Genomic DNA, 16657 nt, shown 5'->3' on the forward strand with positions numbered 1-16657 from the left:
AACGTGTCCTTGTAGTCTGGTCATCTGCCGCCCCTGCACCGGGGCGACAGATTGAGGTGCCCTATGCAATTCGATTGGTCGTATTTCTTCTCCCTGTTCTCCCTGCCGGACTTCTGGAAGGCGTGCGTCACCGTGGTCCAGCTCAGTGCCCTGGCCTGGTTCCTCGGCATGCTGCTGGGCTTTGGCCTGGCCACGGCCAAGCTGTCCCAGTCGCCCTTACTGCGCATTCCCGCGGCGGTCTACATCTGGTTCTTCCGCAGCATCCCGTTGCTGGTGCTGGTGGTATTTGTCTACAACTTGCCACAATTGTTGCCCGGTAGCGGACCGATTCTGTCAAACCCCTTCTACTCTGGCTTGCTTGCCTTGGTGGTCACGGAAGCGGCTTACATGGCGGAGATCCACCGTGGTGGTCTGATCTCCGTGGCCAAGGGCCAGAAGGAAGCAGGCCGCGCGCTGGGTGTCGGCCTGTTCGGCATGCAGCGCTTGATCGTGATCCCCCAGGCTTTTCGTATCTCGCTGCCTACGCTGATCAATGAATACATCACGGTGGTCAAGCTGACGTCGCTGGTCTCGGTCATCTCCCTGACCGAAATTCTCACGGTCGGCCAACGCCTCTATGCCACCAACTTCCTGGTCATGGAAACCCTGGCTGCGGTGGGCGTGTACTACGTGCTGATCGTCACCGTGTTCGGCTTTTTCCTGCAGCGTCTAGAGCGCTACCTGGACCTGAACTTCCGCAAACCGCATACACTCGATACCGCCGCCGTGGCCAAGCTCAAGGCCTGCGCCGAAGCCTTGCCCGACAATGCGCGTAAAGCCGCGGGCAGCAACGCGACGCCCATCCTGCAACTGAAAAACATCCAGAAGAGCTATGGCACGCACCAAGTGCTGATGGGTATCGATCTGAATGTCGAATACGGCCAGGTGATCTCGATCATTGGCCCATCCGGTTCCGGCAAAACTTCGCTGATCCGCACGGTCAACGGCCTGGAAACTATCGATACAGGCGACATTCTGTTGTTCGGTGAAAAGTTCATCGAAGCTTCGGACAAACCCAACAGCGCCCGTCTGCGCAAGGGTGTGCGGCACATTGGCATGGTGTTCCAGAACTTCAATCTGTTCCCGCACCGCACCATTCTCGACAACGTCACGCTGGCGCCGCGTTACCACGGTATCCCGGGCGAGCTGAGCGAACACCGTGCTTATGCGCTGCTGGACAAGGTCGGCCTGCTCGCCCACGCCCACAAGTACCCGCACCAGCTCTCCGGCGGACAGCAACAGCGAGTGGCGATCGCTCGTGCTTTGGCCATGGAGCCGGACATCATGCTGTTCGACGAGCCTACGTCAGCGCTCGATCCAGAGCTGGTAGGCGATGTGCTGAACGTCATACGCGACCTTGCCAGCGAAGGCATGACCATGATTATTGTCACCCACGAAATGGACTTTGCCATGTCGATATCCGACAGGGTCGTCTTCATGGAGAACGGAAATATCCAACTGGATGCTGCACCTGAAACCATACGCTGCGATGCCGAAGGAGAGCGAGTGCGGCGTTTTATGGGAATCAGTACTCGATCGCCAAGCCTGCCTATCACTGCGAATCATGCGTGAGCAGGGTGCTGCAGTAGGCAACCCCTTTCTTTGAACTTCCTTCTTTCAGGAAAACACGCATGAATCTTGGAATAGCAGGACGCTGGGCGCTGGTGTGCGCGGCCAGCAAAGGCCTGGGTAAAGCCTGCGCACAGGCACTCGTCAGCGAAGGCGTGAACGTGGTGATCACCGCCCGAGGCGAACAGAGGCTGACTGAAACAGCCCGTCAGCTCAGAGCGATAAATCCTGAAGTGACTGTCATCGCCGTAGCCGGAGACATTTCAACACCTGAGGGGCGCGCGGCAGCCCTCATGGCCCATGAGCATTTCGATATTTTGATCAACAACGCTGGCGGCCCTCCTCCCGGGGATTTCCGCGAATGGAACCGCGACGCCTGGCTCAAGGCGCTGGATACCAACATGCTCACCCCTATCGAGTTGATCAAGGCAACGGTAGACGGTATGGCGACACGCGGATTTGGCCGAATCATCAACATCACGTCGAGTGCCGTGAAGTCGCCTATCGAAAGCCTGGGTCTTTCCAATGGCGCGCGCAGTGGTCTGACGGGATTTATCGCAGGGCTTGCCCGGCAAGAAAACATTGCCAGTCGCAATGTGACGATCAACAACCTGCAACCGGGCTCATTCGACACCGATCGACTGCGTGACAACCTGGTCGCTGCTGCCGAAGAGTCGGGGCAAGACAGTGAGACATTCCTCGGCGAATGCCGTAGCGAAATTCCTGCTAAACGCTTCGGCTCACCCGAGGAGTTCGGCGCTCTGTGCGCTTTCGTTTGCAGCAGTCATGCGGGCTACCTGACCGGGCAGAACTTGTTGATTGATGGAGGGGCCATTCGCTCCAGCCAATAAAGACGGCAGGCACAAGTGGAGCGAATGGCATAGAGGCTGAGGCTTTCACCATTTCCGATGTTCACCCATTGCCGGGGTTCTGGGTTTTTCCGAACTGAGCGCCTTCTCCCGCTGGTTCAGGCGGCTTTTCGATTGCAGTCCATCGTTCCAAATGAAAAGCAGAGGGAAAGGCCATGGATAATCTGTTTCGTCTAATGGCGGACACCTTGGTCGTCATCACCCAAAGCGGTTTTTTTACGCCACAGGCAAAAATCGGCCAACAGCTGCCTATCGATTTCGTTTGAGGAAACCGCTGTAAGTGCCAAGCGAATGCAGATGCGCTACAACAAACAGAGAACTCTGGGGTCCTCACAGGAATCGAGCGAATGTGGATGAAACACAAACTCTGCGTCGTCAGGTTGGTTCGGTTCGCATCCGCTTCGCTCATCATAGTAGCCCCCGGTGCAGTCGCAGAGGATCTCGAACCCAGGTCCTACGCCAATACGCCGGTCGGTATCAATTTCCTGCTCATAGGCTACAGCGATCTCCATGGCAACGTGACTGCCAATCCCTCAATCCCGCTCCAGGATGCCAAGCTCAACATCAAGACTGTCGTGTTTGCCTTTGCCAGATCCCTGGACGTCTGGGGCCGCTCGGGGAAGTTCGATATCGTCGTGCCTGAGGCAAAATTGACGGGCTCTGCGTTGCTCGCCGGTGAACCCAAGGAGCGTAATGTTACTGGATTGATCGATCCAAGATTCCGCTTCTCGGTCAACTTATATGGCGCCCCGGCGATGTCCCTGGCTGAGTTCCCCAGCTACCAACAGGATGTGATTATCGGCGCCAGCCTGGCGATCACGGCGCCACTCGGCCAATACGACGATAGCAGGCTGGTAAATCTCGGCAACAATCGCTGGTCATTCAAGCCTGAACTCGGGATTTCCAAGCGCCTGGGGCAAGTGACCCTGGAATTATCCGGCGCGGGAACCTTTTACACCGACAATGACGAGTTACTCGGCGACCACGTACTTTCCCAGGACCCGATTTACCAGGTACAGGGGCATCTTATCTACGCCTTTAGCAACGGTGTTTGGGCTTCGCTGGATACGACCTACTTCGCTGGCGGAAGTAGCTCAGTCGACGGGGTCAGTAACCACGACTTTCAGGAAAACACACGCTACGGATGCACCCTCACGCTGCCGTTGAACCGAAACCATTCGCTAAAGCTGAATGCCAGTAAGGGCGGGCATACCCGCACGGGCAGCGAATACGATGCCATTGGCATAGTCTGGCAGTATCGCTTCGGCGGAGGGCTTTGAAACTCAGGACTTACGCTACATTCCATTCATGCGTTCGTGAGACATTTGTCTGATGCTGGTTGTTACCTGCCATTTGTGACAGACAGGTATCGGCCCAGACTGTGTAAATACTCCTAAGCCAGCTCGGCTGGTTAAACAGGGAAAAGGGGACGGATTTTTTTCGAGAAAATAGAACTGCCCCCTTTTCCTCATCCAGTCATCAAGAGCGCCCTACGGAACCTGTGACCGGTAAATTCCCCAGCAAGTGGAGCCCGGTACTCTTCACGAAAGCGTCATAGTCCATCGGTCTCTCGATACGGGTTTCAGCGTTGGGTAGTACGTAAGCCCAGGCACGCTTGGACGATGCGTCGTAAACCAGCTTGAACAGACGGGTCGGCACCCAGACCTTGTTGTCGCCGATGGTGGTGTGGCCTGAGTCAAAGAGCGGGCCGGTAAAGACAAACACATTGCCATCGGCTCGCTTGGCAAATTTTCTGACATCCGCCTCGACCTTGCTCCAGATCTTTCGGTTGTTGGTGGGGTCTTGCGGCACCATGTTCGACAGCGCAAAGGATTGGGCCATTGCATTGGGGGTCGGTGCATCGGCTGCCGGGGATTGATGCCCGCGGTCCACGGCCGGATGTTGGCTACGGTAGTCGCTCAACTCTGCCCGCCCACTCTTGGGAATACGCGGGTCCGGGTAGAACTGGTTGGTGCGCTCCTCCCCTTTGGCATCCTGCAGCTGGGCGGCATTAAGGCGTTCGACCACTACCAACGGCGTCTTGCTGGTTTGCGAGTACAGCACCGCGAAGTTGTCGGAACATAGGGCCAAGGGTTTCATGGTTGCAGGCACAGTGGCCATGTTGATCGGTTTCGCGGCTGGGAACAGATCTGCGCAGCCGTCAAACGATGTCTGTTTCTGTTTGTTTGAATAGAGTTCCAGGGCCGCGTTCTGGTTGATCGAGCCCGAGCGGGACGCTTGTTCCTGATGCTGGGTGGGCGGCTTGATGAGATCCAGCAGACTGCGGGCTTCTGCCCCTGTCGAGAGCAAAACAAGGGCCGACAGCCCAACTGCAATTTTGCGTAGGTGCATGCTTTTAATCTTCGAATTGGATTGAGGAGTAAACGTACGGCGAGTCCCGATTCACGGAACCAGGTGGAGGCGGTTGCTGATTATCTTGCGGCGAGCATGCTTTCACTGTCCTTGATCAAAATGCCGATGCGGACCCGGACGGCCCGAGCAGTACGACCGCTGACGGTCGTGCGGGATTTATTGACCATGACAAGTCACATAAGTGCTGAGCAGCGTTTACATTCTGCATGCCAATGCCTAAGCGGGCTCGTTAACTGGCGCGAAACGTTGTGCGTACTCCTTTGGACTCACCCCCCATGCGTCGCACGAAGGCTTTTCTGAGCACGTCGACACTGTGGTAACCGCATCGGCGCGCAACCTTGCAGTCGCGGTCGACTACCAGAACGGAATCTTTAGCGGTGTGGACGGGGTTATCGGCCAAATCACCGGACAAGCGCCTCAAACGGTGGGTGACTTCGTACGCGCAAACCGGCAAGCGGTCGAAGTGTGATCACGATGGGCGTATGCGCCTGGTCTTGAACGCATACGCATACGCCGCTTTTCACTTAGCATCCAATGATTGGCCATTCATTTCCAATGGTGTGCCTGATGAACCCCAAAATAGAGCTGTATGGCGCTCATACCGGCCACAGTCATCGATCTGCGCGTCATTGAACAACTTATCTATGCAGAACGGTTTCTTACCGGAGACTTTATGGCCGGAGATCAGTTTTCCATGGCGGACATCTCTGCTTTCACCATTGCGGCATCAATGCGTGACCGGCTGGATTGGGCAGTGCTTTCACGCTTATCACGCTGGTTCGACGTGATCGAAAACAGGCCCGCAGTACAGCGAGGGTTGAAAGCGTTTCGCAATCACTAAGCGCTACCCGCCAGACCTTAAGGAACAGTTGGTCATCACAGGGTGGGTTCAACCACAGAGAAAAAGGCAAAAAGGCGCCGGCAAGCTGCAAGATGTGGAGCGCCATATCGTGGCCATTCCGCATTCACACAGTGCGACAAGGGGACGGGCGACGATTGCTTCATCGCCCTCCTCCAGTCCGTTTGATGGGCAGTCAGATCACGCTGCTCGACTGCCTCAACGGATACGTTGAACCAACGCGACCGTCAGTAACCCCTTGGGCAAGTGCCACCTGCCGCCGATGGCTTAAAGCCCTTACTCGGTCACACCAACGACGTGCTCAGGTGCAGGCTCGGCATCGCTGATCGGCGCGTTGAGCAGCACGTAGTACGCCAGGGCTGAACACAACGCCACCACCGCACTGATCATGAACGCGGTATTGAACGAACCCGAGTACTGGATGCTGAAGCCGGTGACGATCGGCGCGACGGAACCGGCGATGTAACCGCCGAAGTTCTGGATCGAGCCAAACGAGGCCACCCGGCGGCTGTCGACGATGGTATTGACGATCATCCAAGCCGTGGCGCTGGCCATGTTGATGCTGAACAGCGCCAGGCACAGCAGGATAATGCAACCGGTAAGACCCGTGACATACGACAGCGGCACGGTGAACAGTGCAGCCAGCACCAGGCCGGTGATCACGCCGAACTTGCGGCTGGCCAGGATGCTCATGCCACGGCGCACCAGCCTGTCGCAGAAGCGCCCGGCGACGATGGTGCCCACCGCGCCGAAGCCATAGGCCAGCGACACCAGCCACGCGGTCTTGTACAGGTTCATGCCATGCTCACGCTCGAAGTAACCCGGCAGCCAGGTCAGGTGCAGCCACAGCATGTAGATCACGCCCATGAAACCCAGGACCGCCCCCCAGGTGCTGCGGTGCTTGAACAGGTCGAGCCAGCCGGCGAAGTAGGAGACCTTCGGTGCCTGCGAGGTGGCCGCTTGCACATGGGGCTTTTTCTCGGTCGGCAACGGCTTGCCTTCAGCCGCGAGCTCGGCCAGGTATTGCGCCTTGCTTTTGTAGAAGGTCAACCAGCACACGGCCAGGACGATACCGATCGCGCCGGTGATGATGAACATCCCGCGCCAGCCAAAGTTGACCATGAACAACGTCAGCAAGGGCGGCGCCAGGCATGGGCCCAGGCAGGTCGACGACCAGACGATCCCGGTCGGCGTACCACGCTCGTTGGCATCGAACCATTCGGACAGGGCCTTGGCCGCCGAAGGAAACATCGGTGCCTCGCCAATCCCCAACAACACGCGCAGGCCCATGAAACCGGCGAAACTGTTGACCATGCCGAACGTCGATTGAGCCACCGACCAGGCCAGCAACGAGGCGCCCAGGGCGATCTTGCTGCCCAGGCGGTCGATGATCATGCCCATCGGCAACTGCGCAAAAGCGTAGGCAATGGAGAAGGCCGACAACAGAATGCCCATCTGCGAGGGGCTGATCATCATGTCCTTCTGGATCGAGGTATTGGCGATCGACAGCGCACTACGGTCCAGGTAGTTGACGATGCCGATCAACAGCAGGAAGACAACGGTGATGCTTTGATACTTCTTCAGTGTGTTCATCTGATGGCCTTTATTATTGTTATTGCAGCGGTTTCAATGCCCGGTGGTCCTTCAACCGGTGACACACTCATCCTTGGGGTATGACGAAAAAAATCAGGGCTGACGCGCCGTCACCGCAGCCTCGAGCAGGCCACGCCGACTCAGGCTTTCGATCAGCGAACGCAGGCCGAAATCCCACTGCGGCGCCTGGTCGCTGGTGGTCACGCGGTTGCACAGGGTGCCCAGTTGCACGTTGCTGATGGCCACCATATCGCCCGGCTTGTGGGTGAAACCGTTGCCCGGCTGGTCGCGGTCCTGCTTGGGGGCGAACAGGGTACCGAGAAACAGCACCAGGCCATCGGGATATTGGTGATTTTCGTTCAGGGTTTGCTGGACCAGGTCGAGCGGGTCGCGGCTGATCTGGCGCATCGAACTGTGGCCTTCAAGGATGAAACCGTCCTGGCCTTCGACGCGCAAATCCACTTGCGCGTTACGCACGTCATCCATGTTGAAAGTCTCGTCGAACAGGCGCAGCAAGGGTCCCAGGGAGGTAGATGCGTTGTTGTCCTTGGCCTTGCCCAACAGCAAGGCGCTGCGCCCCTCGAAGTCGCGCAGATTGACGTCGTTGCCGAGCATGGCACCCTGTACGGTACCGTTGCTCGACACCGCCAGCACCACTTCCGGCTCCGGGTTGTTCCAGCTGGACTTGGGGTGAATGCCGATGTCGGCGCCGTGGCCGACCGCCGATAGCGGCTGGGCCTTGGTGAAGATTTCGGCGTCCGGGCCGATGCCCACTTCCAGATACTGGGACCACAGGCCCTGTTCCACCAGTACCTTGCGCAAGGCTTCGGCCTGGGCCGAGCCTGGGACGATTTGCGAAAGGTCGGCGCCAATGCGGCTGGCCAGGGTGTCGCGGATCGCGTCGGCCTTGGCCGGATCACCCTTGGCCTGCTCTTCGACCACACGTTCCAGCAGGCTGGCGGCGAACGTCACGCCAGCGGCCTTGACCGCTTGCAGGTCGATCGGCGCCAGCAGCCACGGCAGGTTTTCGTCGCGCCGGCTCGGGTCGCTGTTGTCTAGCAACGCGGGCAATTCGATCAAGGCCTGGGTCAAGGGTAATGCACGCAGATACGCCACAGGGTCAGCCACTTCAAGCAAGGCCGAGACTGTCGCCACATGGGCGCTGATATCGTGCACGGCGCCAGCGTTGACCAGCACCACTGCCGGCCCCTGGCCGGGCAGCCAGACGCGTCCGACCCAGCTGCCGGTATTGAATACGGCGGCGTTGTTGCTCAACTGCAGCGGTGCTTGTGCGCTCGATTCGTTTGTCATGTCTGCACTCTTGTTGTCGTTGTCAGTCATTGAAAAATTGTTGGCAGCTGCAACTGCCCGGCGATCTGGTTGAGGTCATCGACCACCTTCTGCGACAGGCTCACGCCTTCGCGCAGGGCTTGCTCGCGCAGCTTCAGGCCGGCCTGGCCAGGCAAGCGCACCGGGCGCTCGGGGTCGACCGGACGGCTGGCCAGGATCAGCTTGCTCAGGAACGAACTTTCGTCGGTGAAGGCTTCCAGCCCGCCGAAGAAGCGCGGGTCAATCACCACAGCCGTGGCCGAGGCGCCCCACTGGTCCGGGGCGTCCTTGCGCCCGTGGCCGGCCAACCCCGAGGTTAGTGCCTCGACCAGAATTGCCAGGGCAAAGCCTTTGTGACCGAAGGCCTGGCCGCCCAGGGGCAGGATGCTGCCCGGCGGAGTGGTAAAGAAGTCGGCCGGGTCGTCGCTCAGGTGGCCTTCATTGCTCATCAACACCGGGTGAGGCAGTGTGCTGCCGGCATCGCGGCACTGGCCGATCAGACCCAGGGTTACGGTGGACATGCTCACATCCAGCAGGATCGGCTCGCCCCGGGTCGGGATGCCAGCGGCAATCGGGTTGGGCGTGTAGATCGGATCGATCCCGCCATGGGCACACACCAGCCCCACCGACGGGTCCGAGGAATACACCATCGCAACCAGGCCACGGTCAGTGAACGGCTTCAGGTAAGCGGCCAGGCAACCAATGTGCGAGGCACGACGCACCACGGCGATACCTATCCCCTGCTCCGTGGCGCCTTTGGCCGCGCAGTCCAGGGCGCGGCTGACACAATAAGGGCCGAGCAGATAGTGGCCATCGAACAGAGCCGAAATGCCGCTGTCCGAGACTTGCTCAAGCAACTGGGCACTGGCCTTGACCTGCCCTGTCAGCATGCCGCCGATATAGCGGCTCACCAAGTTGAGGCCGTGAGTGCGATGGCCCAGCAATTCACCTTCGAGCAGTACCCGGGTCACCACCTGGGCGACTTCGGCATCAGCCCCGGCTTTTTCGAACAGTTGCTCGACGAACGTGGTCAGCGTTTGTGCGTCGTAGTGTTTGGCTTCAGTCATGCTTGCTGCTCCGTGATCAATCCAAGGTCGCTGCGCTGTGCTTGCCATCGACCAGGCGCTGTATGCCCAGTGGGTTGGCGTTCTTCAAGGCATCGGGCAGCAACGCATCGGGCACGTTCTGGTAGCACACCGGACGCAGGAAGCGATCGATCGCCAGAGTGCCGACCGAAGTGCCGCGGGCATCGGAAGTGGCCGGGTACGGGCCGCCATGGACCATGGCATCGCACACTTCGACACCGGTCGGGTAGCCGTTGAGCAGCACTCGACCGACCTTCACTTCCAACGCACCGAACAGGTGACCAAAAGCGGCCAGGTCATCGTGATCGGCCAGCAACGTGGCCGTGAGCTGGCCACGCAGGGCCTCGACGGCGCGCAACAGTTCTGCTTCATCCGCCACCTGAACCACCACCGTGCAAGGGCCGAAGACCTCTTCCTGCAGCAATTCATCCTGTTCCAGCAACAGGCTGATATCGGCCTCGAACAACTGCGGCTGCGCCTGGTTGCCTGTTTGCGTCAAACCGCTCAAGTGTTTGATACGCGGGTGAGCAAGCAACGCCTGCAAGCCTTTGCCGTAGCTGTTCAAGGTGCCGGCATTGAGCATGGTCTGCGGCGCCTGCTCGGCCATGTGCCCGGTCAAGCGCTCAATGAACGTGTTGAACGCCGGTGAGCGAATACCCAGCACCAGACCAGGATTGGTGCAGAACTGGCCACAGCCCTGCACCACCGAGGCAGTCAGTTCCGTTGCCATCTGCGCGCCACGGTTGGCCAGGGCCTGTGGCAAGACCACCACCGGATTGATGCTCGACATCTCGGCAAACACCGGGATCGGTTGCAGCCTTGCCGCTGCCATGTCGCACAGGGCACGGCCGCCTTTTAGCGAGCCAGTAAAGCCCACCGCCTGGATGCCCGGATGCTTGACCAGCGCTTCACCGACGCCGGCACCAAAGATCATGTTGAACACGCCGGCCGGCATGCCGGTGCGCTCGGTCGCCCGGATCAGCGCTTCGGCGACCCGCTCGGCTGTCGCCATGTGACCGCTATGGGCCTTGAACACCACCGGACAACCGGCTGCCAATGCGGCGGCGGTATCACCACCCGCCGTGGAGAACGCCAGCGGAAAGTTGCTGGCACCGAACACCGCCACCGGGCCTACACCGATGCGGTACTGGCGCAAGTCAGTGCGCGGCAAAGGTGTGCGTGCCGGCAGAGCCTGGTCGATGCTTGCACCATAGAAATCGCCACGGCGCAGCACTTGGGCAAACAGGCGCATCTGGCCACTGGTACGACCGCGCTCACCCTGAATACGGGCGCTCGGCAGCGCCGTTTCCTGGCAGGTCAATGCGATGAAATCCTCGCCCAGTCCATCGAGTTCATCGGCGATGGCTTCCAGGAATTCGGCCCGGCGTACCGCCGGCAGATTTCGAAACAGCGGGAACGCCGCGCTTGCACTCGCCACCGCCGTATCGACCTCCGCCAGGGTTGCCTGATGGAAAGCGCCTGGCAGTCGTTCACCGGTGTGGGCGTCGACGCTGTAGACCAGGGTGTCGCCCAGCGCGCTGCGCTGGCCGGCAATAAAGTTGTATCCGGAAACTTGCATGTGTTTTTCGCCTAGTAAAGGTTGCAGGGCTGTCAATCAGGTCACGGCACCGATCTGCCAGGGCACGAACTCGTTCTGCCCATAACCGTGTTGTTCGCTCTTGCTGCGTTCGCCCGAAGCGATGCGCAGCATCTGTTCGAAGATGAAGGCACCGCGCTCTTCAATGCTGGTGGAACCGTCGGCGATGCCGCCGCAGTTCACGTCCATGTCTTCTTCCTGGTGCTCGAATACCCGGTTGTTGGTCGCCAGCTTGATCGAAGGTGTCGGCGCGCAGCCGTAGGCCGAACCCCGGCCCGTGGTGAAGGCAATCAGGTTGGCGCCGCCGGCGACTTGCCCTGTGGCCGAGACCGGGTCGTAGCCTGGGGTGTCCATGAACACCAGTCCCTTGGCCCGGACCGCTTCGGCGTACAGATACACATCCACCAGGTTGCTGGAGCCGGCCTTGGCCACCGCACCGAGGGATTTCTCCAGGATGGTGGTCAGGCCACCGGCCTTGTTACCGGCCGAGGGGTTGTTGTTCAGTTCGGCGTTCATGCGCTGGCAGTAGTCTTCCCACCAGTGGATGCGCGCGATGAGTTTTTCCCCCACCTCGCGGCTCACGGCGCGGCGCGTCAGCAGGTGCTCGGCGCCATAAATTTCCGGGGTTTCCGAGAGAATCGCGGTGCCACCCGCCGCCACCAGGCGGTCAACGGCATTGCCCAGCGCAGGGTTTGCGGTGATGCCCGAGTACCCGTCCGAGCCACCGCATTGCAGGCCGACGATCAAGTGGCGAGCGCTGACCGGTTCGCGCTGCACCTGGTTAGCCTTTGGCAGCAATGCCTTGACCTGCTCGATGCCACTGGCGATGGTTTTCGACGTGCCGCCTATGCCTTGGATGGTGAAGGCGCGCAACTGGTCGCTGGCCTTCAGACCCTGAGTCTCGAGCAGGCTCTCGATCTGGTTGGTTTCGCAACCCAGGCCGATGATCAGCACTGCCGCAAAGTTAGGGTGAACGGCGTAGCCACCGAGCGTGCGGCGCAACAAACCTAAAGCCTCACCGCTGGGGTCCACTGCGCACCCGGCGCCGTGGGTCAGCGCCACGACGCCGTCGATGTTCGGGAAATCAGCCAGCGCCTCGGGGTGGATATCCCGGCGAAAGTAATCGGCCACGGCCCGGGCCACGGTCGCCGAACAGTTCACCGAGGTGAGAATGCCTACGTAGTTGCGAGTCGCGACGCGGCCATCGGCACGCACGATGCCCTGGAAGACGGCTTCAGTGCTTGGCGTGGGGTGTGCATCGACGCCGAAGGCGTAGTCACGGGCAAAGCCGCCCATCTCCACGTTATGCACATGCACGTGGTCGCCGGCTTCGATGAGCTGCGAAGCAAAACCGATGATTTGCCCATAACGGCGCAGCGGCTGTCCCTGCTCCACGCGTTGGCTAGCGACTTTGTGCCCGGAGGGAATCGGCTGGCGCACGGTGATTGCTTCGGCTTCCAGGCTCAAGCCTTCAGGCAGGGCCTGGCGTGCAATCAGAACGTTATCCAGGGGGTTGAGACGGATCACGGCAGCGTCGCTGGTCCGGGTTCTGGCAATCAGTTGCATGGGACCTCTCAGGGCAGTACGGCTGACTTCTTGTTATGGCGCCGCCCGTTCTGTGACGGGAGAATCTGCGATAACTGTAAGGAGCCAGCCTCAACATTCCCAATGAGATGATCCGATCAACCGATAACCTGGCGTTATCGAATTGTCGAATTGAGCTGCGTTAATCAATCGCCGCGTCCTCCTCCCGTCGCTGAAGCGCGAAATCGAGCAGGATGTCGGCGAACTCACGGGCCGACCCCGTCAGTGGCTCGTCCTTGCGGGTGATGATGCCGTACTCCAACGGCGCCAGGCGCAGTGGGGTCTGCAGCTCTTTGAGCTGGCCGCTTTCCAGCTGCGCTGCCACCATGGATCTGGGCAGCATGGCGATCATGGGCCCCGATTGCAGCAGTTGCAGGAACATCTGCATGGAGATGGTATCGACGCTGTCAGCCGGCGATGCGAGGCCAGCGGCCTTGAACGCTAACTCCAAGCGATCGCGAATGGGCGTACCGACCGGGTACAGCACCCACGGCCACTGGCCCAGCGCTTCAAGCGGTGTACAGTCCAGTTCGTTAAGCGGATGACGGCTGTTGACCACCAAGCTGAAGGGTTCAGGCTCCAATGGGTGGAAGTCGAAGACCTGGCTATAACGCTCTTCCGTGAAGCGGCCGATCATCAGGTCGAGCTTGTTTTGCTCAAGCATGGTGAGCAGGTGGTCGCTGGACTGCTCCACCACTTCGATCGACAGCAAAGGGCTGCGCGCTTTGATAGCTGCGATGGCCTGGGGCAGCACCATCGAGGTTGCTGCAAAAATTCCGCCCACCTTGAGAAAGCCATGGCCGCCTTTGCGCAGCCGGTTGACCTGGTCGACGAACTTGTGTGAATCGGCCAGTGCACCCTGCGCGTAGCGCACCACGTACTCGCCAAGCTCCGTGGGCGGCATGCTACGAGGCAAGCGCTGGAACAGGGCAAAGCCGAACTGCTCCTCCAGGTCGCGCAGCATCTTGCTCAAGGCTGGTTGGCTAAGGTTCATCCGTATCGCGGTGGCATGCATGTTGCGCGTGCGCGCCAGGGTGTCGATCAGCACCAGATGCTTGAAGCGCACCCAGTTGCAGAAGCTGGAATGGGTAATGTCCGACGGCATCGGGTCAGAGCCTCGTTAAAGATGGAATGCAGTGTCTGTCAGGTCATCCGCCCGAACAGACGAAGTCAACGCTATTGCCCCCGCAAATACTGCAGCAGCGTATTCAACGCCACCGACCTTGGCCGGGAACGCAAGGTCAGCAGGCCAATGTTGACCATGGAGATCGGCAGCTCGACCGGCAAAATAGCGACCATGCCATAGCGCGCATAATGCTCGGCCACATCATTGGGCACCACCGCGATCATGTCCGAAGCCTCGAGCATCGCCGTGGTCGCCAAGATCGAAGCGGTCTCAACAATGTCCAGCGACTGCACCATACCGCCGGCCTGCAGGGCCGTTTCCACCCGGTGGCGCATGGGGCTACCGATGGGGTGCAGAATCCAGGTCAAGGTGATCAAGTCGGCCAACTGCAAGGGCGAAGAACCCGCCAACGGGTGACCTGCCCGGGCGATCACGCGCATCTGCTCGCCGTTTTCGAACAGTTCGATGTCCAGGTCCTGACTGTCGCTCTGGTCCGGCAAGCGCCCCAACACCACATCGAAATCACCGCGCAGCAACGCAGGCAGCAAGGTATCGCTGGTACCGACTTCAATGGAAATCCGCACCTTGGGGTGATCGCGTTTGTACGCCAGCACAGCGTTGGTTAGCAGACTGGGGACCGGCCCCATCACGCTGCCGACGCGCACGAGTCCCGTGGCCCCGCGCGCCAGTTCCGCAATCTGCGCCTGGGCATGCTCGAACTCATGCAACGCGCCTTGGGCATAGCGGATCATCACCTCGCCATAAAGGGTCGGTTGCATACCGCGCGGCAAGCGTTCGAAAAGGCGCACGCCGAGGCGCTCTTCCAGTTGCTGCAACAGCAAGCTGGCGGCCGGTTGCGTGGTGTGCATCGACGTGGCCGCCCGGCGCAGGTTGCCGAAATCACCCAGGGCATTGAGCAAGGTGATCTGCCGGCTGGAAATTTTCAGGGCGCCGAGGTTACGTGGCGTGAGTGTGGGGACTTCTGGATTGGGAGACATATCAAATCCGGTATCCATACTTAGGAAACCGTGATTATGCATGTATCACTCAGCGACCTACAGTCGAGTCTTCTTAAGGTCACTAAGAACAAAAATCCATCATGAGCATTCGAATCACCCAGCTGAGCGTTCGCGACATCCGTTTCCCCACTTCCCTGTCGCTGGACGGATCCGATGCGATGAACAGCGCGCCGGATTACTCCGCGTCCTACGTCGTGCTGCATACCGACGCCCCTGTCGGCCTTGAAGGCCACGGCCTGACGTTCACCATCGGCCGTGGCAACGAGATCTGTGTGGCGGCGGTGCAATCCCTGGCACCGATGTTGGTCGGCCTGACCCTGGAAGAGATCATTGCCGACATGGGCGCCTTCTGGCACAACATCACAATGGGCGACAGCCAACTGCGCTGGCTGGGCCCGGAAAAGGGCGTTATCCACCTGGCCACTGCAGCCATCGTCAACGCCGTCTGGGACCTATGGGCCAAACACGAAGGCAAACCTGTGTGGAAGCTGTTGGCCGACATGACGCCGGAACAACTGGTGCGCTGCCTGGACTTCAGCTACGTCACCGACGTGCTCACCCCCGAAGAAGCCATCGCCCTGCTGCGCCGCCAGACGCCGGGCAAGGCCAAGCGTGAGGCGCAAATGCTGCGCGAAGGCTACCCCGGCTACACCACCGCGCCGGGCTGGCTCGGCTACAGTGAAGAAAAAATGCGCCAACTGGCCCGCGATGCGGTCGAGGATGGCTGGACCCACATCAAGCAGAAAATCGGCGCCAACCTGGAAGACGACATCCGCCGCGCCACTATTTTGCGCGAAGAAATCGGTTGGGAACGTACCCTGATGATGGACGCCAACCAGGTCTGGGGCGTCGATGAGTCAGTCGCCAATATGCGCCGCCTGGCGGCTTTCGAACCCCTGTGGATCGAAGAGCCGACCAGCCCCGACGACATCCTCGGCCATGCCAGCATCCGTCAGCGCATCGCACCGATCGGCGTCGCCACCGGTGAACATTGCCACAACCGGGTGATGTTCAAGCAGATGTTCCAGGCCGGCGCACTGGATTTCTGCCAGTTGGACGCGGCTCGTTTGGGTGGTCTCAATGAGGTGTTGATCGTGCTGCTGATGGCGGCCAAGTTCGACGTGCCGGTCTGTCCTCATGGCGGTGGTGTCGGTTTGTGCGAGTACGTGCAGAACATCGCCCTGTTCGACTACATCGCCGTCTCCGCCTCGCTGCACAACCGTGTACTCGAATACGTCGACCACCTGCACGAGCACTTCCTTGATCCCGTTGTGATCCGCCGCGGCCGCTACATGCCACCGCAACGTCCGGGCTATAGCATCGAAATGACCGCTGAAACCCTGGAGCGTTATCAGTACCCCAACGGACAAGTTTGGATCGATATCGCCCGCACCTGATCGCCAAGGGAATGGAGGAAAAGGAAGATCGATTGTTCACGCGGCCACCGACCAATACATAAAGCCCACTTCTTAAAAGGTGGGATTTATGGATCGCACGCTATGATTTGGTCGCCATGAGACCAAGGGGCTTAGCCAATTTTGAACAGACCATCAACAATTTGTGCCGCCCAAGCCTCGCCTTCAAATCGCCGTCTATTTGCTCGGTATCCGCGCGA

12 protein-coding genes and 3 pseudogenes are annotated in these 16657 nt (G+C 59.8%); 6 read left to right on the top strand and 9 right to left on the bottom strand.

Annotated elements, in window-relative coordinates:
* The first annotated feature begins 63 nt into the window (after positions 1 to 63).
* From ACA056_RS15750 to ACA056_RS15760, 3 genes are all read left to right on the top strand, one after another.
* Positions 64 to 1611: an amino acid ABC transporter permease/ATP-binding protein gene (locus ACA056_RS15750; RefSeq protein WP_497265929.1), complete on the top strand. Its 1548-nt coding sequence runs from the start codon at positions 64 to 66 to the stop codon at positions 1609 to 1611.
* Between the two features lie 59 nt (positions 1612 to 1670).
* A complete protein-coding gene (locus ACA056_RS15755; protein WP_497265931.1) occupies positions 1671 to 2459 on the top strand; it encodes an SDR family oxidoreductase in 789 nt (262 codons plus the stop codon).
* A gap of 371 nt (positions 2460 to 2830) precedes the next feature.
* Positions 2831 to 3757 (top strand): transporter, encoded by a 927-nt coding sequence (locus ACA056_RS15760; protein ID WP_497265933.1) that lies wholly within the window; start codon positions 2831 to 2833, stop codon positions 3755 to 3757.
* A 199-nt stretch (positions 3758 to 3956) separates the two neighbouring features.
* Here ACA056_RS15760 and ACA056_RS15765 read toward each other — a convergent pair whose 3' ends face one another.
* Together ACA056_RS15765 and ACA056_RS15770 are read right to left on the bottom strand one after the other, a co-directional pair.
* Positions 3957 to 4829 (bottom strand): DNA/RNA non-specific endonuclease, encoded by an 873-nt coding sequence (locus ACA056_RS15765; protein WP_497265935.1) that lies wholly within the window; start codon positions 4827 to 4829, stop codon positions 3957 to 3959.
* Positions 4830 to 5066: 237 nt separating this feature from the next.
* Positions 5067 to 5190 (bottom strand): annotated as a pseudogene (locus tag ACA056_RS15770) (AraC family transcriptional regulator); the annotation flags it as partial.
* Positions 5191 to 5454: 264 nt separating this feature from the next.
* Here ACA056_RS15770 and ACA056_RS15775 point away from each other — a divergent pair.
* Both ACA056_RS15775 and ACA056_RS15780 read left to right on the top strand, forming a co-directional pair.
* A pseudogene (locus tag ACA056_RS15775) lies at positions 5455 to 5691 on the top strand (glutathione S-transferase C-terminal domain-containing protein); the annotation flags it as partial.
* Between the two features lie 79 nt (positions 5692 to 5770).
* Positions 5771 to 6035: pseudogene (locus ACA056_RS15780) on the top strand (hypothetical protein); the annotation flags it as partial.
* Here ACA056_RS15780 and ACA056_RS15785 read toward each other — a convergent pair.
* The 7 genes from ACA056_RS15785 to ACA056_RS15815 form a co-directional block, all read right to left on the bottom strand.
* Positions 5986 to 7302, bottom strand: a complete 1317-nt coding sequence (locus ACA056_RS15785) for an MFS transporter (RefSeq protein WP_497265937.1) — start codon at positions 7300 to 7302, stop codon at positions 5986 to 5988. The pseudogene ACA056_RS15780 and the gene ACA056_RS15785 overlap by 50 nt on opposite strands.
* A gap of 93 nt (positions 7303 to 7395) precedes the next feature.
* Positions 7396 to 8613 (bottom strand): fumarylacetoacetate hydrolase family protein, encoded by a 1218-nt coding sequence (locus ACA056_RS15790; RefSeq protein WP_497265939.1) that lies wholly within the window; start codon positions 8611 to 8613, stop codon positions 7396 to 7398.
* A gap of 26 nt (positions 8614 to 8639) precedes the next feature.
* Positions 8640 to 9698 carry an Ldh family oxidoreductase gene (locus tag ACA056_RS15795; protein WP_497265941.1) on the bottom strand — a complete coding sequence of 353 codons (1059 nt, stop codon included), beginning with the start codon at positions 9696 to 9698 and terminating at the stop codon, positions 8640 to 8642.
* A 16-nt stretch (positions 9699 to 9714) separates the two neighbouring features.
* The gene (locus tag ACA056_RS15800; RefSeq protein ID WP_497265943.1) at positions 9715 to 11295 is read right to left on the bottom strand and encodes an aldehyde dehydrogenase (NADP(+)); all 1581 of its coding nucleotides are present in this window, start codon (positions 11293 to 11295) and stop codon (positions 9715 to 9717) included.
* Between the two features lie 36 nt (positions 11296 to 11331).
* Complete coding sequence (locus ACA056_RS15805) at positions 11332 to 12879, bottom strand: UxaA family hydrolase (RefSeq protein ID WP_497265945.1); 1548 nt, start codon at positions 12877 to 12879, stop codon at positions 11332 to 11334.
* 160 nt (positions 12880 to 13039) lie between these two features.
* A complete protein-coding gene (locus ACA056_RS15810) occupies positions 13040 to 14002 on the bottom strand; it encodes a LysR family transcriptional regulator (protein ID WP_497265947.1) in 963 nt (320 codons plus the stop codon).
* 71 nt (positions 14003 to 14073) lie between these two features.
* Positions 14074 to 15021, bottom strand: a complete 948-nt coding sequence (locus tag ACA056_RS15815) for a LysR family transcriptional regulator (protein WP_497265949.1) — start codon at positions 15019 to 15021, stop codon at positions 14074 to 14076.
* 101 nt (positions 15022 to 15122) lie between these two features.
* Here ACA056_RS15815 and ACA056_RS15820 point away from each other — a divergent pair, with 101 nt between their 5' ends.
* Complete coding sequence (locus ACA056_RS15820; protein ID WP_497265951.1) at positions 15123 to 16439, top strand: L-fuconate dehydratase; 1317 nt, start codon at positions 15123 to 15125, stop codon at positions 16437 to 16439.
* The last annotated feature ends 218 nt before the right edge of the window (positions 16440 to 16657 follow it).

The sequence above is a fragment of the Pseudomonas sp. LBUM1666 genome, assembly GCF_059695775.1.